Origin of the sequence: Halorussus pelagicus, from assembly GCF_004087835.1 — an archaeon.
GTDB lineage: Archaea > Halobacteriota > Halobacteria > Halobacteriales > Haladaptataceae > Halorussus > Halorussus pelagicus.
This window is the reverse complement of record NZ_CP035119.1, coordinates 1,768,384-1,786,216: the sequence shown is the minus strand read 5'-3', so window position 1 is coordinate 1,786,216 and position 17,833 is coordinate 1,768,384. Positions and strand designations below refer to the sequence as shown.

Sequence of the window (17,833 nt, the reverse complement as noted above, 5' to 3'; positions counted from 1 at the left end):
AAATCGCGGTCAGTGACAACGACTCCCGCGGAGGACGGTGACGACGTACGGATACGGCAGGCGGTACAGGCCGACCTGTTGGCCGTGCTACGAATCGAGCGGGCATCGTTCGACCAGCCGTGGCCCTTCTCGGCGTTCGAGCGGTATCTCGGCGACCCCGGTTTTCTCGTCGCGGCCGCGCGCGAGGAGTCAGCGGGCTATCTCGACGACGACAGTGACGAGAGTGTCGTGGGCTACGTGGTCGCCAACCTCGTCCCGAACCACGGCCGGGCGTTCGGCCACATCAAGGACATCGCGGTCCACCCCGACTACCGCGGCGAGGGTGTCGGTGCGGGACTGCTCAAGCGCGCGCTCACCGTCCTCGGAGCGCGCGGTGCCCAGAGCGTGAAGTTGGAGGTCCGGGCGAGCAACGACCGCGCGGTGGGGCTGTATCAGGACTTTGGCTTCCAGTATCTGCGAACTATCCCGCGGTACTACGACGACGGCGAGGACGCGCTGATTATGGTCGTGGACCTAGACGAGTAATACTCTCGAAGAGGGACGGCCCACGTCGAGCGTGGCGCTTTTCGGCGCGGGCGACCAACTGCGGCGCATGGGATACGCTTGTCCGGTCTGCGAGACGCCCCAGTCCGACGCCGAACACCTCGCTAACCACCTCGCGTTCACGGCGATGCTCGGCGACGACGACCACGAGGCGTGGCTGGACGACCACGCGCCGGGGTGGAACGAGGACGGCGAGGACGAACTGGCCGAGCGAATCGAGGAGTACGCCAAGGAGGTCGGCTTCCCGCAGGTCTTCGAAGATACGACTCACGACCACGACCACGGCCACGACCACTTCGAGGACGAGTTAGAGCGCGCCAACTCGCAGGGTCGCGGGTCGATGGCCAGCAGTGCCCGAGCGGGTGCCAGCGGTGCCGCCGCGCTCGACGGCGACGCCCAGTCCATCCTTCAGGAGGCCCAAGAGATGACCGAACAGATGCTCGACGACGAGAGTGAACAGAAAGAGGCCGATGCTGGCGAGGAGAGTGCCGACGGCGATACGAGCGCCGACAGCGACGGCAAAAGAGACGAGCGGTAACGGCGGTCAGAACGGCGATTGGGGACCTTCGTCCGAGTCGCCGCTCGCATTCCCGCCAGCGTCGGCAGTTTCCAGTTCGTACTCCCACTTCGAGAGACCGCCCGCCATGCTCTCGACGCGCGCGTCGTCGGGCACGCCCTCGTAGGACGCGACGAGTCGCGCGGCCTGCACGCTGGATTGACCGTGCGGACAGACGGTGACGACTCGCTTCGCACCGTCGAGTCGCTGTATTTCGTCGGCGAGCGCGTGAAACGGAATGTTCTCGCTGTCAGGGATGTGTCCGCGCTCGAACTCCGCTTCGGAGCGGATGTCCACGATTCGGACCTCGTCGTCGGCGTCGAGAAGTTCCCGAACCTCGTCGGGAGCGATTTCGGCGTCCATCGACTCGGCGTTGTCGGTCCGGGCGAATAAGCCCCGCGATGCCCGAGAGTCGTCTCGGGACGGGCAGTACAAACCGTGAGGAAGCCGCCAGCAGGTCACGGGCGCGTCGGACGTATCTGGCGAACCGTTGACCAAAAATCGCAAGTAATGCCCACCCGTGGGTACGAGTATGTGGGGTTCCCGGAGCAACCGGGGCAGAGACTCGGTCGATTGCATCGCCTGCGGCGAGACCGTCCCGCGGTCGGACGCCCGCGAGTACGACAAGGAGGGCGACCGCTGGGACCGGAAAGGTAAGGATTTCGAACATCTCTGCAAGGGCTGTCACACCGACCTCTGTCACCAGCCGCGGGACGAACTCGAAGACCTGCTGGTGGACATCGACGCCGGAGGATTGGCCGAGATGGAGTTTCTGGACAGGTACTGGCAGGCCGTCGAGGAGCGATACGGACCGCTGGACCACGAGCGATAAGCGTCGGCTACCCGACGGCCGATTTCCCACGACGGGCGCTTCGTTGCGAGCGAGTCGCGTACCGCTCCGACACGACTAACTACTCGACTCCGCTATCGTACGGTATGACGAGTGACACGCAAGCCGAGGCCGGAACCCCCGAGGGACAAGGCCCGGTCGAGATTTCGCCCGAACTCGCCGACAAACTCGAAGAGAAACGCAAGGACCTCTTCGAGAAGTTCGAGATTCGTGACGAGTTTCCCCAAGAGGTACTGACCGAGGCCGAGAAGCGCACCGAGGATATCCAACAGGAGATTCAGGACGAGGTTGACGAGCGCGAGGACCTCCGGGAGATGACGACGTGGACCACCGACCCGGTGGACGCACAGGACTTCGACGACGCCCTCTCCATCGAGGAGCGCGACGACGAGTACGTCCTCTGGGTCCACATCGCCGACGTGACCCACTACGTCAATCCCGAGACGAACATGTGGGAAGAGGCCGTCGAGCGCGCCAACACGGTCTACCTGCCCGCCTACACGATGCACATGCTTCCGCCGGTGCTTGCGGAGACCGTCTGCTCGCTGGTGCCCAACGAGGACCGACTCGCCCACACCGTCGAGATGCACCTCGACAAGGAGAATCTGGGCTACGAGAACATCGAGATTTACAAGTCGGTCATCAACAGCGACGAGCGACTGACCTACACGCAGGCCGAGCGCCGAATCGACGACGAGGACGCCGACCTCCACGAGGAGAACAAGTTGGCCTTCGAGTTGGCCGACAAGATGCACGAACAGCGCAAGGAAGAGGGGAGCCTCGTTCTCAACCCCCGCCGAGACCGCGCTCACACCATCATCGAGGAGTGCATGCTGAAGGCCAACAAGGCCGTCACGCACACGCTGATGTGGGACCGCGGCGTCGAGGCGATGTACCGAGTCCACCCGCAACCGAGTCCCGACGAGTGGGGCGAGGCCTTGCAGGAGATTCAGGACCTCAACGGCGTCTCGGTTCCGGGGTCGAAGTGGGACGACCCCCGCCAAGCGGTCAACGCCACGCTCGAAGAGTCGCCGGACCGACAGCTCGACAAGATTCAGTGGGCCGTCATGAAGGTGATGCCCCGAGCGCGGTACATGAACGACCCGTTTGGTGGCCACCACGCCCTGAACTTCGAGATCTACGGCCACTTCACGAGTCCCATCCGACGACTCTCGGACCTCATCAACCACTGGATCGTCTACACCAACGACGTGCCCGAAGACCTCGTGGCGCTCTGTGACCGCGCCAGCGACAAGCAGGCCGACGCCGAGGCCTGCGAGCGCGAGTACAAGCAGTTCCTCGAAGAGGTCGGTCTCGACGCCGCGGCGGTCAACAACCGCGGTCTCGAAGTCGTCGAGGAGTAACGCGACCACGGTCGTTCCTTCGGGGACCGCGGAAATCCCGATTTCGACGCCGATTTTCGAGACTATGGGGAATAATTCGCCCGGCAGAGTTTTTGATGTACATATTATATAGAAAAAATTTATAGTTCGATGTCGGCGTTTAACGGACAATGGTATCTGCTAGCAAGCGAGTTCTCGTCGTGGACGACGAACCAGGTCTCGCGGACGTGGCGGCCGAGTATCTCCAGCGAATCGGCGACGACATGTCCGTCGTCACCGCGACTGCGGCGAGTAACGCGCTCGCCCGACTGGACGAAGACGGCGACTTCGACTGCGTCGTCTCAGACTACAACATGCCCGAGATGAACGGGTTAGAACTGCTGGAGGCGGTACGCGAGCGATACCCCTCGCTCCCGTTCATCCTCTACACCGGGAAGGGGAGCGAGGAGATCGCCTCCGAGGCCATCTCGGCGGGCGTGACCGACTACCTCCAGAAGGAGACTGGCACCGACCACTACGAGGTGCTGGGAAAGCGCATCGAGAACGCCATCTCCCAGAACCGCGCCAAGGTGGAACTCCGCCAGACGCGCCACAAGATAGAGGCCCTCCACGAGACCGCGGCGCAGGCAGCGACCTGCACCGACCGCGACGACCTCTGTGACCTCGCGGTCGAGGCCGCCGAGGAGATTCTGGAGTTCGACCTCTGCGACATCAGCCTCGTGGTGGACGGCCGACTGGTCCCGCAGGCCGTCTCGAAAGGCGTCCCCTCAGACGGGTACTACCGCTCGACGCCGGTCGATGCCGACGACAACCTCGCGGCGCGGGCGTACCGAAACAACGAGTCGATGCGTCTCACGGACCTCGGCAGCCACGAGTTCGCCCCCGCAGAGTCCGACTATCGGTCGGCGCTGACCATCCCCATCGACGACCACGGCATCTTTCAGGCGGTTTCGCGCGACGTGAACGGGTTCGGCGACCGCGACCTCGAACTCGCGGAGTTGCTGTTAGCCCACGTCTCGGCCGCGCTCGACCGAATCGGTTCCGAGGAACAACTCCGGGCCGAGCGCGACAAGTTCGCCGCGCTGTTCCACAGCATTCCCCACGCCATCGGCATCGGCGGGTTCGAGGACGGCGACCCCGTCATCTCGGAAGCGAATCCGACCTTCGAGGCGGTGTTCGGGTGGGACATCGACGACATCGCGGGCCGACCGGTTGACGACCTCATCGTCCCCGACACCGAGGCGGCCGCGGCCGAGGCCGCCACAATAAACCGACGCATGCAGGAGGGCGACCACGTCACCGGCAAGGAGGTCCGTCGCGTCACCGCTGACGGCCCGCGGGACTTCCTCCTTCACACCGTCCGCGCGCCCAACGAGAACGCCAACGGGTTCGTCATCTACACCGACATCACCGACCAGAAGCGCCGCGAGCGCGAACTCCAGCGACAGAACGAGCGCTTCGACGAGTTCGCGGGCGTCCTCGGTCACGACCTGCGCAACCCCCTCGAAGTCGCCGACGGCAACGCCCGACTGCTTGCCGACGACTGCGACAGCGAGTACGTCGAACCGCTTCGGGACGCGCTCGGCCGCATCGACGAACTGGTCGAGGAGGCGCTGGAACTCGCCCAGCAGGGCCGGACCGTCCGGGAACCGACCACGGTCTCGCTCCCCGACGCGGTCGAGGAGTCGTGGGAGATGGTCGAGACCGGCGAGGCGACGCTCGTGACCGCCGACCCGCCCGCGGAGGTGTCGGGCGACGAGTCCCGACTCGGCCGACTGTTCGAGAACCTGTTTCGAAATGCGGTCGAACACGGTTCGACCAACCCTCCCTCGGAGACTCGGGAGGACGCCGTGGAACACGGCCACGAGACCACCACGGTCGAGGTCGGCGGTCTCGCCGACGCCGACGGACTCTACGTCGCCGACGACGGCGTGGGCGTCGAGGGCGACCACGACCGACTCTTCGAGCGGGGATACACGACCAGCGAGGACGGGACCGGTCTCGGCCTGCGAATCGTGGAGGACATTGCGCGCGCTCACGGCTGGTCGGTCCGGGCGACGGACGCCGAAACCGGCGGACTACGCGTCGAGATACGCTTTACCGGCGTCGGAACCTAATTACAGCTCCTTTTCGCGGACGTAATCTGTGACGGTCTCGCCCTCGAACTCCGACTCGCGCGAGCCGACCGTCCGGTAGCCCCGCGACTCGTAGAAGGCGTTGCCGACCTCGTTGTCCGCCAGCACGACGAGGCGGACTCGCTCGGCACCCCGGTCGGCGGCCCACGACTCGATTCGCTCGGCGAGGGCGGTGCCGACGCCCTCGCCCCAGTGGTCGGGGTGGATGTAGAGGCGCGGGAGTTCGGCCGCTCCGTCGTTTTCGCCGTCGAGGAGGCTCTGGCCGAATCCGAGCAGTTCCGCTTCGGTCTCGCCCTTGTCGTCGTCTCCGCCGCCCGCCTCGCGTTCGGCGACCAGAAACAGGCCATCCTCGCGCTCGACGGACTGGCGCAGGCGATAGAGGTCGTACCAGTCGTCAACGACCTCCTCGACCGCGTCGGTCCCGAGGAGGTCGTCGTAGGTCTCGTGCCACGACTCGCGGGCGACGCGGCGCACCGCTGCCACGTCGCTCGTCGTCGCCGGGCGAACGTTCGCGTCCATGTGGGTTCGGTGTGCGACCGGCGACAAATAGCTTCCGCGAGCAGGAGACCGACGACCGCCGCGAAATCGGTGAGGCGCCGATTTCGCGCCGCCGGGTGCCACTTCGGTTTTAGGTGTGGGCGTCTTCCTAGAAGGGAATGAGCATCATCGCGGAGTTCACGACGCCAGCGGAGGCGTTCGCGCTGGGCGACGTGCTCGCGGCCCACCCCAACGTGCGCGTCGAGTTGGAGAAGGTCGTGCCGACCCGCAGAGAGATTCTGCCGTTCTTCTGGGCGTGGGGTTCGAATCTGGCGGCGTTCGCCGAGACGGTCCGCGAGCAGTCGGTCGTGGAGTCGCTGGAGCGAGTCGAAGGCATAGACGACCGCGTTCTCTACCGGGTAGTGTGGGCCGAGGGCACGACCGACCTCGGGCGAATCCTCCGGGCCACCGACGCCACCGTGTTGGAGGCCAGCGGGCAGGACGACGCGTGGCGGTTCGAACTCCGGTTCGCGGACCACGACGACGTGCGGGCGTTCCAATCGAAGTGCGTCGAACGCGACATCTCGCTGGAACTGCGGCGACTCCACACGCTGACCGAACTCGCCGCCGACGGGAACTACGGATTGACGCCCGAGCAACGCGAGACGCTACTGACCGCGCTCGAACGCGGCTACTTCGAAGAACCGCGCGACATCACTCTGGAAGAACTCTCCGAGGAACTGGGCCTGTCGCCCACCGCGGTGTCCGGGCGGATGCGCCGCGCCGAGTCGAAACTCATCGCGCGGACGCTGGTCACGGAGTCGTGAGGTCCCCCCTCAGAGCAGGCCCTCCTTCTCGGCAAGCAGGAGCGCCTCGATGGTGGCGTCGTTTGCCGGGTCCTCGCGTGCGGCGTCAAGGGCGTCCTCGACGGGCATGGCTCGGACCGAGAGGAACTCGTTGCTGTCCAGTTCGCGCTCGACGGGGGTCAGTCCCTCCGCGAAGACGATGCCTCGCTCGTGGCGCAGGACGCCGGTCGAGCAGTAGAAGTCCTCCAGCAGGCTGATGCCCGCGGGGTCGAAGCCGGTCTCCTCGCGCAACTCGCGCGCTCCGGCCTCGGTGTAGGACTCGCCGTCCTCCACGATTCCGGCCGGACACTCCAGACACTCCTCGCGGATGACTGGTCGGTACTGCTCGACGAAGACGACCTGTCCGTCGGTGACGGCCAAAATAACGACCGCGGGCGGAAGTTCGGCCCAGTAGTAGCGCTTCGTGGACCCGTCGGGTTGCTCCACGAGGTCGTAGCCGCCGGTGTACCACACGGTTTCGTACTCTTCGACCGACTCGATGACGCGCCAGTCGTCGCTCATGGGAACTGGGTCGGGGTCAGAGGGCTAAAACGTGGCTACTTCGGAGACGGTGCTACCTCGGAGTTTCACCACTTTACGGTCGGCGCGTGGCTGATGCGGTGGGGATGGGGTATGAGTGGTGTCGGCAATAGCTAGCTCTCACTCGTCCTCCACCGTTGCACGACAGTATCAACTCGCGTCCCGTAGGTATCCGGGAACAAAATTATACCCTCTCACAACTACGCTAGTAGCATGACCGAGGTATCCGAAAGCGTCGGGCGCTACCTCCGGGCCATCCACCTGCTCACTGCCGAGACCGACCGGCGGGCCGAGACCGGCGAACTCGCCGCGGTGCTGGACGTGAGCGACGCGAGCGTCACCAACATGGTCACGACGTTGGCCGACCGGGAACTCGCCGACTACGAGAAGTACGAGGGCGTCGTCCTCACTGGCGAGGGCGAGTCGGCCGCCCGCGAGTTCGCGTGGCGGCGCTGCGTCGCCGAGAACTTCCTCAAAGACGACCTCGATGTGGACGTGGCGACGCTCCGCGAGACCGACAAGGATGACGCGCCGGACCCCCGCGCGCTCGGGCAGGTCCTCTCCGAGGAGGCGGCCCATCGCCTCAAGGACCTCGTGGACCACCCCTGCGACGGGAAGTGTCGCGCGCCCCACGACGAGTACAGCGAGTGTAGCGACGAGGTACAAACGACCGCCGAGCGCGTCGAGTCCGAGTCCCAGTCCTAAGCGGCGACCTTACAGCAACTCTCGGTAGACGCGCCCGAACGCCTGCCGTCGGAGGGTCGCCACCGCCGCGCGCTCCTCGCTCTGGTAGGTCGCGGCGACCGCGGTCTCGCCGAGCGCGTCGTGCCACGCGACGTTATCGACGTTCTCCGCGCCCTCTTCGAGTACCTCGCGGTCGCGGTCAGCCAGCCACTCCTCGTACTCCTCTCGCGTGCCGGTCCGAACTTCGAGAAGCGACGCGAACAGGGCGTCGCGGGCGGTCTCGATGACCTCGCCGGTCACGCGCTTGTCGTACTCGTCGGGCGCGAACTGCATCGCTTTCGCGGTTTCCTTGACGACGGTCTGGGCCGCCGGGCCGACCGCCTCGTAGCGGTCGCGGGCCTCGGTTTCCGTCTCGGGTGCGAGAAAGCCGTGAGTCTCCATAGCCGGGCGTTCGGCGGCCGGGGACTACTTGGTTTCGTCCTCGCTCGGTGCCGTCTTCGCTCATCTGGCGGTGGCGTCGCTCGGGCGTCATCGGCGTCGCGCCGCGCTCCGACGACCCTCTGGCGCGCTACGGGAGGGACGTGGCGAGGAAGTTCACGATGCGGTCGAGGAGTTCGTTTTTCTCTCCGTCGTCGAAATCGGCGTCCGAGCGGGAACTCATGGACGCGAGTACGACCGAGACCGAAAAGTATCTACCGACGGTCAGGTTCGACCGAGGGCGGAACGAGCGTCTGAGACCTGAACGAGCATTGGAAAAGATAGCTCTCTCGGTGGTAAGGAACGACGGAGATGGCCGAGCGCGGCGACGCCGAGGAGCGACAGGCCGCAATCGCCCGGCCAGATTGTGGTAGTTACTCGTTGACCCTATAACACAGCGCAAAACCGACGCGAGGTTAGGCTACGTTGAAACCCTTGTCACGTAGGAAATCCTCGACGCGCCCGGTGTGGTTGCCCTGAAGCTCTATCTGGCCGTCCTCGACGGTCCCGCCGCAGGCGAACTTGGACTTGAGGTCCGAGGACAAACTGTCCAGATCGACATCCTTGGGGTCGAAGCCTTCGATAATCGTTACCTCTTTACCGTAGCGTCGCTCGTCGATGCGGATATTAATCTGCTGGGACTCTTTGGCAACGTCCTCGCAGACGCAGAGCTCTTGAGGCAGCCCGCACGTCGAGCACACTTCCGACATTACAGTTCGGGAATTGGTCGTAGGGGTACAAAACTGTGTCGCTAGTTACCCGACCTGACTCGCGAGAAAAACCGAACGAGAACGCGACCGCTCGGGGCGACGCTGCGGCGTCTCACCGCCTGCCACGGCGTCGGCGCCCGCCAGACTCCACTCCCCGTCGAACTCTCACCGCTCGCCAAAGAGTCCCCGGCGGTCTCGGACGAGTTCGTCCACTAGCGCCACCGCTTCCTCGGCGAGACCGTCCTCGACCGCTCCGGCGTAGCGGACTCGCTCGTAGATGGTCCCGACGCGCTCGGCCCGGTCGTCGAGACCGTAGCGGGTCTCCAGCGCCGCGAGGTACTCGCGGCGCGTCTCGCCCGGTTCGCGCTCGCGGTACTCCCCGGCGAGCAGTCGTTCGAGCCTGTCGAACGCCCGGTTCACGTCGGTCTCGGGGTCCCGGCGGGGTTGCCACCGGAGCCAGACCGCCCGTCGCGCGCGGTCCAGTAGGCCGGTCCGGCGCGCGACTGCGAGCAGGCCCACGACCACGAGCGCGCCCAGCACCGCCTGTTCGCGCGACGGCGCAGAAATCGGAATCCCGCCGCCCTCGTCCCCGGAGTCGCCTCCCGGCCCGGTTCCGTCGCTGGTGGTGAACCCGTCGGTTCCGTTCAGGCCCTCGTCGGGATTGATGGGTTGTCGGTCTTCGAGACCGGGACTCGACGTGTCCGGACCGGTCGTCTCGTTCCCGGCGGCGGTCGTCTCGGGGTCGTCGGCGACCGTCGTCGTCTCGGTCGTCGTGGGCGTCCACGTCGATTGTGCGCTCTCGTCGGTGTCAACGTCCGAGACGTTGTTCTGGCGGGCCTGCTCGACGCGATTGTTCTCGACCTGTTGGCGCGAGCCGCCGGGCGTGGGGTCGAACTTCACCCATCCCATCTCCGGGACGTAGATTTCGACCCACGCGTGGGAGTCGAGTCCGCGAACGACCCACTCGTCCTCGGCGACGCGCTCGCCGGGCGTGTAGCCCACGACGAACCGGGCGGGAACGTCTTGGGTCCGGAGCATCGACACCATCGCGGTGGCGTAGTAGGTGCAGTAGCCCGCCTCCATGTCGAAGATGAAGCTCTCGGCGATGTTGCCGTCCGGTCGAGAGACGTTCTGGGAGTAGTCCTTGTTGGTCTCCAGCCACCGCTCGACGGTCTCGGCTTTCTCGTACGGCGTCGTCGCGTTCGCCGCCGCGGTGATTCGGTTCGTCCGCTGTCGGATGCGGTCGGCCGAACTGCCCGGTAGTTGGAGATAGCGGTTCTCGACGTACTCGGGGTAGTCGGTGCCAGCTAGTCGGAGTTGCCTGTCGGTAACGTTGAGGACGCGACTCTCGACCGTGTAGGACTCGCCCTGCCGGAGCGCGCCCACAGGGTCGTACGCCCCGAGCGAGCTGATGCGGGTGTTGTCGCGGTCGCCCGCGACCAACCGAGTCGGCTTCCACGCCGCGGGCATCGCGCCCATCCGCTCGGTCTCGACCGTGACGGTCTGCTCAACGGTGCGCGTCGGACCGGGCGGCCCGGCCCGCGAGCGGTAGTCGGTGGCGTCGCCGGTCCGAATCCAGCCGTTGCCGTCGTAGCGGTCGTAGGCCGCCACCCGCCAGTAGTTCCGCTCGTCCGATTCGACCGAGAACCGGACCTTCGGCGAGAGACGAATCGACCCCTGAATCGACATGCGCTCGTCGTTGGTGACGAACGCGTCCTCGACGGTCGGGGTACTCGCGCCGCCGCCCGGCAGGATGGGACTCGCCGCGCCGCCGGGCACGATGCTGACCGTCGAGGACAGCACCACCATCCCGACCAGCACGACCGCCAGCGTATCGACCTGCGCGGCGGTCCCGCCCCGGCGCGCCAAGGTTCCGAAGCCGAGGGTCGCGGCGGTCCCGAGCGTCCCGACGAGCGTGGCGAACTGGCCGAGGTCGCCGGTCAGCACGAAAAAGCCCAGCGCGGTCCCGGCCGCGCCGACCGCCAGCGCGTAACGACGCCGGAGGACGAGATACCACGGCGCGAACACCATCGCCGGGGCGACTCCGAGCGCCCACGCGCCGACCTCGGTCATCCGGAGGACCGACAGTCCCGTCAACAGCGCGATGTTGTCGCCGACGACCTTTTCGAGCGAGAACGCGACCAGATACGTACTCGGCACCGCGAGGTAGTAGCCGACGAGTCCGACCGCCAGCAGGACGGCCGCGAGCGCGGCGGCCTGAAGCGGGCGGAGTCGCCGGGCAGTCGCCGCCCCGGCGAGGAGCGTCACGACGAGGAGCGCGACCAGCGTCGTCGTCCCGCCCACCACGTCGGTGACGTGGAAGAGGACGCTCAGGTACGCCGCCGCCGTGACGCCCAGCGACCCGACCGCGAGCCAGTGGTACGACACCGTCGCGTCGCCCAGTTCGAGCGCGCGGCCGACCGCGCCGTCCGCGCTCACTTCGACTCACCTCCGGCGAACGCCGCCCCGCCGTCGGTGACGGCGGTCGTGTCGGTGTCCGTCGAGTCCGCGGTGTCGCTCGGGCCACCGGTGTCTGCCGACCCCCGAGCGCCTAAGTCCCGGTGTTCACCAGCGCCGTCGCCGCTCGCGGACCGCTCGCGCCCGCCGGACAGTTGTCCGAACGTGACGGTCCGGTCGCCAACGGTGACCAGCACGTCGTCGTCCTCGGCGTCCGAGCGGACGAGAACGTCGGTCCCCTCCCGGCGCGAGTCGCCGACCGTGCCGGGATAGGTCCGGGCTAACAGGGTCAGCAGTTCGGTGCGGTGGTCCGGTCCCGCGTCGGGTTCGACCCGACCACCGGGGACAGTCAGACCGACTGCGAGTCCGGCGTCGAGCAGGTGGGTCAAGACGCTCGCGGCCGCCGCAGCCACGTCGTCCATCCGGCCGCCCTCGGCCTCCGCGAGCAGTTCGACCCGTTCGCGGTCGGTCTCGGTCTCGAACTCCATCACCACGAGGTCGTCGGCCGCGCGCTTGGCGCTGGACTTCCAGTGAACGTCCCGGAGCGGATCGCCGCGCTCGTACTCCCGGAGTTGGTCGAACCGGTCGCGCCCGCCGATGCCGAACTCCCGGCGGAGCGCCGCGAGGTCGCCCGCGTCGTGCAGGTGGTGAATCTCGGGGAACACCACAAGGTCGTTGCTGACGGGGTAGGTGTAGGTCTCCGACCAGACGCCGAGTACGTCCTCGGCGACGACTTCGACCGGGCCGACCGACCGGACGCCGCGCTCCCGGAGCGTCACGTCGAACGCCAGCGACTCGTCGGCGATGGTCGTCTCGACTTCGGTGTCCGCCACGTCGAGACCGTCGTCGGCGTCGAGGCGGACCGTCGCGGCCAACGGCGTCGGGGCCTCGAAGTCGAGCGCGACCGAGACCGTCTCTCCGGCGAATCCGTACTCGGGCGTCTCGGTTCGGAGTTCCAGTTGTCCCGCGTACCGGACCTGCGCGTAGCCCGCGACGAGTGCGACCGCGACGGGACCGACCACCGCGTTCAACGAGCGGGCGCTGAACCACGCGGCCATCGAGAAGCCGACGACCGCGACGGCCGCGAGCGCCCATCCGCGTCGGGTCAGCATCTCACTCCACCGGAACCGACTCGACGGCCTCAGTTATCAGTTCCCGACCAGACTTCCCGCCCGACGCCGCGCCGGTCCGGACTCGGTGGGCGAGGACGCTCTCGGCCTCGGACTGCACGTCGTCGGGAATCACGTAGTCGCGGCCCTCCAAGACCGCGCGGGCTTGGGCCGACCGGAGGAGCGCGATGGACCCGCGGGGACTCACGCCGAGGTCGGCGTGGTCGCGGGTGTAGTTGGCTAGTCGGGTGACGTACTCCCGGACGGCGGCCTCGGCGGTGACGTTCTCGACGGTTTCGCGGGCGGCCAGCACGTCCTCGGCGGTCGCAACCGACTCCAACTCGTCGATGGGGTGGCCGCCGGTCACGCGACGCAGGACCTCCGACTCGTCCTCAGGGGAGGGGTAGCCCAGCGTCAGGCGCTTGGTGAATCGGTCCACCTCGGCGATGGGGAGGTCGTAGGTTCGGTCGGCCTCCACGTCGTTCTGGGTAGCGATGACGGTGAAGGGTTGGTCGAGTTCGTAGCTCTCGCCGTCCACGGTGACTTGGGTCTCCTCCATCGCCTCCAGCAGGGCCGACTGGGTTTTGGGCGGCGCGCGATTGATTTCGTCGGCGAGGACCACGTTGCCGAAGACGGGACCGGGCCGGAACTCGAACTCCCGCGTGCGCTCGTCGAAGACGTTGACGCCGGTCACGTCGGTCGGCATTAGGTCGGGCGTGAACTGGACCCGCGAGAACTCACAGTCGATGGAGCGGGCGAGCGACCGGGCGAGCATCGTCTTGCCGACGCCGGGCACGTCGTCAAGCAGGAGGTGGCCCTGAGCGAGAATGGCCGTGACGATGTGTTCGGTCACGTCGTGGTGGCCCACGATGACCCGCTCGACGTTCTCGACCACGCGCTCGGCGACGGCGGCCGCCTCGTCTACCGGGAGCGGGTCGGGTGACGCGTCGGTTCGTCGCTGAGGGGAGTTAGCTTCCGTCATGGATTGGTGGTCTGCACGCAGAGGGCGGAACAGTCGGCGACCGGACCGTCGGCCGCCGAAGCGTGCGGGTACTACACGTACGTTTCGGGGCCACCTTTGAAACTTTTGTCCCGGCGATAACCTGTTTGGTAATTACCACTCGATTCCCGACGAGTGATACGTGACGGGAGAAGAACAAGAATTACGGGCCAAGAGCGCGTTCGACCCGTATGGCCACTGACGCCCGTCGGGAAGAACCGCTGGCAGAGGTTATCTCCGGTATCCTGTACGAAATCGCTGGCTGGCTTTCTATTCTTCTAGGTCTGGCGGCCGCGGTCAGCGTCGTCGCCCACGCGTTCAGCAGTCGCGCGGCGGTCGGTCCGCTCGCGGTCCTCACGGTGTTTTCGGCCCTCTTTCTCGCTTTGGGCGTATCTGTCCATCCGGGACTCCGCGATCGAATCGAACGGCGTCACGGAATCGGTCGGTTCGGGCGGGCGACGACGGTAGACCAGCGCGTCGTTCGACCCCACGAAACCCACCCGGAGCAGTGCGTGCGGTGCGGCGCGGGCGTCGAGCGCGGGGTCGTGCGTCGCTACCGCGAAGAGTACGTCCTCGCCGGAGTTCCGGTTCTCACGGCGTCGGCGGGCCGCAACTCCTACTGCGCCGAGTGCGCGCTGGACGAACTGAGTACGCCCGAAACCGAGGATTTAGGCGACGACGAATCGTCGAGTCGCGGCGAGCAGTCGGTCAGCGACGACCGCGAGATATCGAAGCCATCCCGAGAGACGACTCGGTGAGACGCTTCGCGTCGGTCGAACGCCGACGTCTCCAACGTCTTTCGATTCACGCCATTTCTAGCTCGAAGTTGAAAGTTACAACAAATAAATACGAGAGTTAAAGTTCGCCCCGTGCTACGATTTCGCCAATCACATGCCGCCCGATGGTCTCTTCGACGACTCGGCCGACGACACCCGCGTGGCCATCATGGAAGCCACCTATCAGGCGCTCGTTGAGTACGGCTACGCCGACCTGACGATTCAACGCATCGCCGACGAGTTCGACAAGAGCAAGTCACTGCTCTATCACCACCACGACGGGAAAGACGACCTGCTGGTCGATTTCCTGGGGTTCGTCCTCGACTACTTCGAGGAGGGCGTGCCCCTCGGGGAGGGCGCGCGCGCCGACGAACGACTCCGGTCGTTCGTCGGGGCGTTCGCCGCCGGGGACGCCGGGCCGAGCGAGGAGTTCGCCGGAGTCGTCGTGGAACTGCGCGCGCAGGCGGTCCACGACACCGACTACGAGGCGCAGTTCACTCGGAGCAACCAGTTTTTCCGCCAGCATATCGCCGACATCATCGCGGATGGCATCGAGGAGGGCACCTTCAGGGAGGTGAACCCCGACCAGACCGCCGGATTTCTGCTCACGCTCGCCAACGGCGCGATGACCGACTCCGTGACGACCAACTGCCCGGAGACGACGCGGGACGCCCGCGACGAACTGGACGCGTACATCGAGACTCGCCTGCTGAAACCGAAGTGAAAAAGCGACGCGCCGCGCGCCCCGCGACGACTACCACTCCTTGCAGTCGGCACAGACCAGCGCGCCGTGTCGCTCGCCGTCGGCCCGCCAGCGGCGCTCGGCCGACGCGCCGCAGTCGGCGCACTCGCCGCCCTCCGGCGACCACCCGTAGGTCGAGACGGCGGGGTCGGCGTCCTCGACAGTCGGGGTGGAATCGGTCGGCGTCGAGTCCGCTGGCGATTCGGCAGTCGCCGAATCGCCAGCGGGCGCGTCCGAATCGGTCGGTTCAGCGTCGGCGAGTTCCGATTCGTCCGTCTCGGCGTCGCTGTTTTCGGCGTCGTCGGCCTCCTCGTCGGGCGACGCGAAGGCGTCGAGCGATGCGTCCTCTGGCACGGCCGCGACTACGGCGGCCCCCGTCGTAAGGGTAGCGGAGCGCAGTCGATAGCCGGTAGACCGCTCGCACGCATACGGAGCAAACAAGTATCCCGACTCCACAGATGTAGACATGGCGAGCATCATCCAGAACGTCGTGGACATGATCGGCTACTTCACCGACGCCGCGCTGGCGTTCCCCACTTCCATCATCCTGCTGGCGGTCGGGTTCGTCTTCGTCGCGGGGTCGTCGCTCGCGCTGGCGTACCTCGCGGCGGGCGCGGCCATCGACTTCATCATGCCCGACTCGGTCGGACAACCGCCCGCACAGCGCCGATAACGTTCTCCTTCTACTCGGCCTCGTCCAGCGCCGCCGCGACGAGACCGACCGACTCCGTCGGGTCCGGACCGAGCGGCGACCCGGCGACGAAGCTATCGGCGTACTCCAGCACGCCCGCCATCTTCTCGGCGGCTTCGTCGGGCGTGCCAGCGATGCAGAAGGCGTCTATCATCGCGGGCGTCACGCGCTCGAACGCCGCCGCAAAGTCGCCCGACTCGATGGTCTCGCCGATTGCCTCGGCCCGCTCGCGGTCGATGCCGTGTCTGTCGAGGACCGGCGGGGCCGCTCCGGCCGCGATGAACGCGACCGGCGGGCGCGCGGCCTCCCGCGCCGCGTCGGCGTCCTCGGCGACGCTGACGCTGGCGTAGGCCGCAAAGTCGAAGTCGCCGCGCCCGTCGGGCCTGTCGGCCAACCCCTGCCCGACCTGCTCGTCGGCCCACGCGAAGTCGTCGGGGTGCGAGGCGTTGACCAGCACGCCGTCGGCGTGTTTCGCGGCCATCCGAATCATGTGGGGTCCCTGCGCGCCGACGTAGACCGGCACGTCGCTCACGGCGTCCGGGTAGTTAAGGCCCGCGTCGGTCGCCTGAAAGGTGCCGTCGTGGTCCACGCGCTCGCCCGCCCAGAGCTTCTGGGAGACCTTCATCGCCTCCAGCACGCGCCGGAGCGGCCTGTCGCGCTCGAAGCCGAGATTTCGGAGCGTCGAGCGGTCGCCCGCGCCGAGACCGCAGAGCGCCCGGCCGTCGCTGACCTCGTCAAGCGTGGCGACCCGCGACGCGAGCGAGACCGGATGAGTCTCGTAGGGGTTGGCGACGCCCGGCCCGACCCGGAGGTCGTCGGTCGCCGCGGCCACCCTATCGAGGACGGCGAAGGGGTCGCGGTTGTTGTAGTGGCAACTGGCAAAGAGGGCGTCGAAGCCCTCGTTTTCGGCGCGCTGGCCGATTTCCACGAGGTCCGAAATCGGATGCTCGGGCGTGAGTTCAATTCCGCGCAAACTCCCACCCCCTGAGCGCCTGCCGGACGAAGTCGCCGTCCACGTCGCGGTAGAGGTTGTCGCTCCCCTCGTGGTCGCCGAACTCCCAGTCGCGGACGACCGCCACGGGGAGACCGTCGTCGCCCTCGCCGGTCACGAGGTTTGCGGCCGCCGCGAGTTCGTCCACCACGGTCTCGACGGTGACTTCGAGTTCGTGGCCGTCGCGGTCCTCCTCGCCGCGCCAGTCGCGCGAGGCCGGGATGCCCGACCACCCGATTGCGACTCCGCGCTGGCCGTGACGGAAGGGTCGCCCGGAGGTGTCGGTCACGACGACGGCGGGGTCGGCATCGAGATTTTGGCGAATCCGGGCCGCGCTCTCGCTCGGGCGTTCGGGCAGGAGCAGGAGGTCTGCGCCATCGTCGCCCACGTTCGAGCGGTCGATGCCCGCGTTGACGCCGACGTGGCCGAACTTCGTCGCCGTCAGCAGGAACGGCGCGTCCATGATTATCTCGGTACTCTCCTCAAGCACGGCCTGCGCGAACCGGGGGTCTTTCTCCTCGCCGGAGATGTCTTCGAGTCGTTCCGCGAGTTCCGTCGCTCTGGGTCCCGCCGGGAACTCCTCCAAGTCGGCGCGCCGCCCCTCCGCTTTCGAGACGATGGTGCTGGCGACCAGCAGTACGTCGTCGTCTCGAAGGTCGGCCTGCGCCTCCACGAGGGCCGCGAGGTCGTCGCCCGGCCGGACTTCAGGGAGTCCCGGCACCGCGAACACGTCCATGCCCGGAGATTGGCGCGTCGGCGGTAAAAACCCGCCCGAAATGGGCAAGCGATACGACGGCGGTGCTCGGTGGCAGGAGAAGAGACGAGCGCGCTGGTAGAAACATCGTCCGGCGCTTGCGGGCGCGGCGCACAACTGCGCGCCGCGCCCATCCGCGAGAGGTCTGCGCGA

At 66.9% G+C, this 17,833-nt stretch carries 21 protein-coding genes; 10 read left to right on the top strand and 11 right to left on the bottom strand.

What is annotated here, in order from left to right; all coding sequences use genetic code 11:
- Window positions 1-12: 12 nt before the first annotated feature.
- Both rimI and EP007_RS08890 read left to right on the top strand, forming a co-directional pair.
- Entirely contained in the window at window positions 13-525 is a 513-nt protein-coding gene (gene rimI, locus EP007_RS08895; protein ID WP_128477317.1) for a ribosomal protein S18-alanine N-acetyltransferase, read from the top strand.
- Between the two features lie 67 nt (window positions 526-592).
- Window positions 593-1,081, top strand: a complete 489-nt coding sequence (locus EP007_RS08890) for a DUF5810 domain-containing protein (RefSeq protein WP_128477316.1) — start codon at window positions 593-595, stop codon at window positions 1,079-1,081.
- 6 nt (window positions 1,082-1,087) lie between these two features.
- On the opposite strand, the gene EP007_RS08885 is transcribed toward EP007_RS08890, so the two are convergent.
- Entirely contained in the window at window positions 1,088-1,462 is a 375-nt protein-coding gene (locus tag EP007_RS08885) for a rhodanese-like domain-containing protein (RefSeq protein WP_128477315.1), read from the bottom strand.
- Window positions 1,463-1,631: 169 nt separating this feature from the next.
- Here EP007_RS08885 and EP007_RS08880 point away from each other — a divergent pair, with 169 nt between their 5' ends.
- The 3 genes from EP007_RS08880 to EP007_RS08870 all read left to right on the top strand — a co-directional run bounded on the left by EP007_RS08880 (window position 1,632) and on the right by EP007_RS08870 (window position 5,409).
- A complete protein-coding gene (locus tag EP007_RS08880) occupies window positions 1,632-1,931 on the top strand; it encodes a DUF7562 family protein (RefSeq protein ID WP_128477314.1) in 300 nt (99 codons plus the stop codon).
- A gap of 104 nt (window positions 1,932-2,035) precedes the next feature.
- Window positions 2,036-3,313 (top strand): ribonuclease catalytic domain-containing protein, encoded by a 1,278-nt coding sequence (locus EP007_RS08875; RefSeq protein ID WP_128477313.1) that lies wholly within the window; start codon window positions 2,036-2,038, stop codon window positions 3,311-3,313.
- Window positions 3,314-3,462: 149 nt separating this feature from the next.
- A complete protein-coding gene (locus EP007_RS08870; protein ID WP_128477312.1) occupies window positions 3,463-5,409 on the top strand; it encodes a hybrid sensor histidine kinase/response regulator in 1,947 nt (648 codons plus the stop codon).
- Here EP007_RS08870 and EP007_RS08865 read toward each other — a convergent pair whose 3' ends face one another.
- Window positions 5,410-5,946, bottom strand: a complete 537-nt coding sequence (locus tag EP007_RS08865) for a GNAT family N-acetyltransferase (protein ID WP_128477311.1) — start codon at window positions 5,944-5,946, stop codon at window positions 5,410-5,412.
- 137 nt (window positions 5,947-6,083) lie between these two features.
- Here EP007_RS08865 and EP007_RS08860 point away from each other — a divergent pair, with 137 nt between their 5' ends.
- Entirely contained in the window at window positions 6,084-6,731 is a 648-nt protein-coding gene (locus EP007_RS08860; RefSeq protein ID WP_128477310.1) for a helix-turn-helix domain-containing protein, read from the top strand.
- A gap of 9 nt (window positions 6,732-6,740) precedes the next feature.
- Here the strand turns inward: EP007_RS08860 and EP007_RS08855 are convergent, their stop codons facing one another.
- Window positions 6,741-7,271, bottom strand: coding sequence for an NUDIX hydrolase (locus tag EP007_RS08855; protein ID WP_128477309.1), 531 nt, complete (start codon window positions 7,269-7,271; stop codon window positions 6,741-6,743).
- A gap of 231 nt (window positions 7,272-7,502) precedes the next feature.
- Between EP007_RS08855 and EP007_RS08850 the strand changes: the two genes are divergently transcribed.
- Complete coding sequence (locus tag EP007_RS08850) at window positions 7,503-7,994, top strand: metal-dependent transcriptional regulator (protein WP_128477308.1); 492 nt, start codon at window positions 7,503-7,505, stop codon at window positions 7,992-7,994.
- Between the two features lie 9 nt (window positions 7,995-8,003).
- Here EP007_RS08850 and EP007_RS08845 read toward each other — a convergent pair whose 3' ends face one another.
- The 5 genes from EP007_RS08845 to EP007_RS08825 form a co-directional block, all read right to left on the bottom strand.
- A complete protein-coding gene (locus tag EP007_RS08845; protein ID WP_128477307.1) occupies window positions 8,004-8,414 on the bottom strand; it encodes a DUF5809 family protein in 411 nt (136 codons plus the stop codon).
- A 452-nt stretch (window positions 8,415-8,866) separates the two neighbouring features.
- Complete coding sequence (yciH, locus tag EP007_RS08840) at window positions 8,867-9,160, bottom strand: stress response translation initiation inhibitor YciH (RefSeq protein WP_128477306.1); 294 nt, start codon at window positions 9,158-9,160, stop codon at window positions 8,867-8,869.
- A 165-nt stretch (window positions 9,161-9,325) separates the two neighbouring features.
- Window positions 9,326-11,599 (bottom strand): transglutaminase TgpA family protein, encoded by a 2,274-nt coding sequence (locus EP007_RS08835; RefSeq protein ID WP_243700354.1) that lies wholly within the window; start codon window positions 11,597-11,599, stop codon window positions 9,326-9,328.
- Window positions 11,596-12,729 (bottom strand): DUF58 domain-containing protein, encoded by a 1,134-nt coding sequence (locus tag EP007_RS08830; protein WP_128477305.1) that lies wholly within the window; start codon window positions 12,727-12,729, stop codon window positions 11,596-11,598. The genes EP007_RS08835 and EP007_RS08830 overlap by 4 nt, the downstream gene beginning before the upstream one ends.
- A gap of 1 nt (window position 12,730) precedes the next feature.
- Window positions 12,731-13,708: an AAA family ATPase gene (locus EP007_RS08825; protein ID WP_128477304.1), complete on the bottom strand. Its 978-nt coding sequence runs from the start codon at window positions 13,706-13,708 to the stop codon at window positions 12,731-12,733.
- Window positions 13,709-13,917: 209 nt separating this feature from the next.
- Between EP007_RS08825 and EP007_RS08820 the strand changes: the two genes are divergently transcribed.
- Together EP007_RS08820 and EP007_RS08815 are read left to right on the top strand one after the other, a co-directional pair.
- On the top strand, window positions 13,918-14,484 hold the full coding sequence (locus tag EP007_RS08820; RefSeq protein WP_128477303.1) for a hypothetical protein: 567 nt from the start codon (window positions 13,918-13,920) through the stop codon (window positions 14,482-14,484).
- Window positions 14,485-14,617: 133 nt separating this feature from the next.
- Window positions 14,618-15,226 carry a TetR/AcrR family transcriptional regulator gene (locus EP007_RS08815; protein ID WP_128477302.1) on the top strand — a complete coding sequence of 203 codons (609 nt, stop codon included), beginning with the start codon at window positions 14,618-14,620 and terminating at the stop codon, window positions 15,224-15,226.
- 30 nt (window positions 15,227-15,256) lie between these two features.
- On the opposite strand, the gene EP007_RS08810 is transcribed toward EP007_RS08815, so the two are convergent.
- The gene (locus EP007_RS08810) at window positions 15,257-15,598 is read right to left on the bottom strand and encodes a DUF7573 domain-containing protein (RefSeq protein WP_128477301.1); all 342 of its coding nucleotides are present in this window, start codon (window positions 15,596-15,598) and stop codon (window positions 15,257-15,259) included.
- A gap of 112 nt (window positions 15,599-15,710) precedes the next feature.
- Here EP007_RS08810 and EP007_RS08805 point away from each other — a divergent pair, with 112 nt between their 5' ends.
- A complete protein-coding gene (locus tag EP007_RS08805) occupies window positions 15,711-15,917 on the top strand; it encodes a hypothetical protein (protein WP_128477300.1) in 207 nt (68 codons plus the stop codon).
- 10 nt (window positions 15,918-15,927) lie between these two features.
- Here the strand turns inward: EP007_RS08805 and EP007_RS08800 are convergent, their stop codons facing one another.
- Together EP007_RS08800 and EP007_RS08795 are read right to left on the bottom strand one after the other, a co-directional pair.
- Window positions 15,928-16,908 carry a 5,10-methylenetetrahydromethanopterin reductase gene (locus EP007_RS08800; RefSeq protein ID WP_128477299.1) on the bottom strand — a complete coding sequence of 327 codons (981 nt, stop codon included), beginning with the start codon at window positions 16,906-16,908 and terminating at the stop codon, window positions 15,928-15,930.
- Window positions 16,895-17,662, bottom strand: coding sequence for a coenzyme F420-0:L-glutamate ligase (locus EP007_RS08795; protein ID WP_128477298.1), 768 nt, complete (start codon window positions 17,660-17,662; stop codon window positions 16,895-16,897). The genes EP007_RS08800 and EP007_RS08795 overlap by 14 nt, the downstream gene beginning before the upstream one ends.
- Window positions 17,663-17,833: the final 171 nt, after the last annotated feature.

What these genes read in the sequence shown, in the direction of transcription:
- EP007_RS08805 (WP_128477300.1), top strand. Translation starts at nt 15,711, where the DNA reads ATGGCGAGCATCATCCAGAACGTCGTGGACATGATCGGCTACTTCACC.
- yciH (WP_128477306.1), bottom strand. Translation starts at nt 9,160, where the DNA reads ATGTCGGAAGTGTGCTCGACGTGCGGGCTGCCTCAAGAGCTCTGCGTC.
- EP007_RS08860 (WP_128477310.1), top strand. Translation starts at nt 6,084, where the DNA reads ATGAGCATCATCGCGGAGTTCACGACGCCAGCGGAGGCGTTCGCGCTG.
- EP007_RS08865 (WP_128477311.1), bottom strand. Translation starts at nt 5,946, where the DNA reads ATGGACGCGAACGTTCGCCCGGCGACGACGAGCGACGTGGCAGCGGTG.
- EP007_RS08875 (WP_128477313.1), top strand. Translation starts at nt 2,036, where the DNA reads ATGACGAGTGACACGCAAGCCGAGGCCGGAACCCCCGAGGGACAAGGC.
- EP007_RS08825 (WP_128477304.1), bottom strand. Translation starts at nt 13,708, where the DNA reads ATGACGGAAGCTAACTCCCCTCAGCGACGAACCGACGCGTCACCCGAC.
- EP007_RS08845 (WP_128477307.1), bottom strand. Translation starts at nt 8,414, where the DNA reads ATGGAGACTCACGGCTTTCTCGCACCCGAGACGGAAACCGAGGCCCGC.
- EP007_RS08830 (WP_128477305.1), bottom strand. Translation starts at nt 12,729, where the DNA reads ATGCTGACCCGACGCGGATGGGCGCTCGCGGCCGTCGCGGTCGTCGGC.
- EP007_RS08795 (WP_128477298.1), bottom strand. Translation starts at nt 17,662, where the DNA reads ATGGACGTGTTCGCGGTGCCGGGACTCCCTGAAGTCCGGCCGGGCGAC.
- EP007_RS08855 (WP_128477309.1), bottom strand. Translation starts at nt 7,271, where the DNA reads ATGAGCGACGACTGGCGCGTCATCGAGTCGGTCGAAGAGTACGAAACC.
- EP007_RS08890 (WP_128477316.1), top strand. Translation starts at nt 593, where the DNA reads ATGGGATACGCTTGTCCGGTCTGCGAGACGCCCCAGTCCGACGCCGAA.
- EP007_RS08880 (WP_128477314.1), top strand. Translation starts at nt 1,632, where the DNA reads ATGTGGGGTTCCCGGAGCAACCGGGGCAGAGACTCGGTCGATTGCATC.
- EP007_RS08820 (WP_128477303.1), top strand. Translation starts at nt 13,918, where the DNA reads ATGGCCACTGACGCCCGTCGGGAAGAACCGCTGGCAGAGGTTATCTCC.
- EP007_RS08870 (WP_128477312.1), top strand. Translation starts at nt 3,463, where the DNA reads ATGGTATCTGCTAGCAAGCGAGTTCTCGTCGTGGACGACGAACCAGGT.
- EP007_RS08815 (WP_128477302.1), top strand. Translation starts at nt 14,618, where the DNA reads ATGCCGCCCGATGGTCTCTTCGACGACTCGGCCGACGACACCCGCGTG.
- EP007_RS08885 (WP_128477315.1), bottom strand. Translation starts at nt 1,462, where the DNA reads ATGGACGCCGAAATCGCTCCCGACGAGGTTCGGGAACTTCTCGACGCC.
- EP007_RS08850 (WP_128477308.1), top strand. Translation starts at nt 7,503, where the DNA reads ATGACCGAGGTATCCGAAAGCGTCGGGCGCTACCTCCGGGCCATCCAC.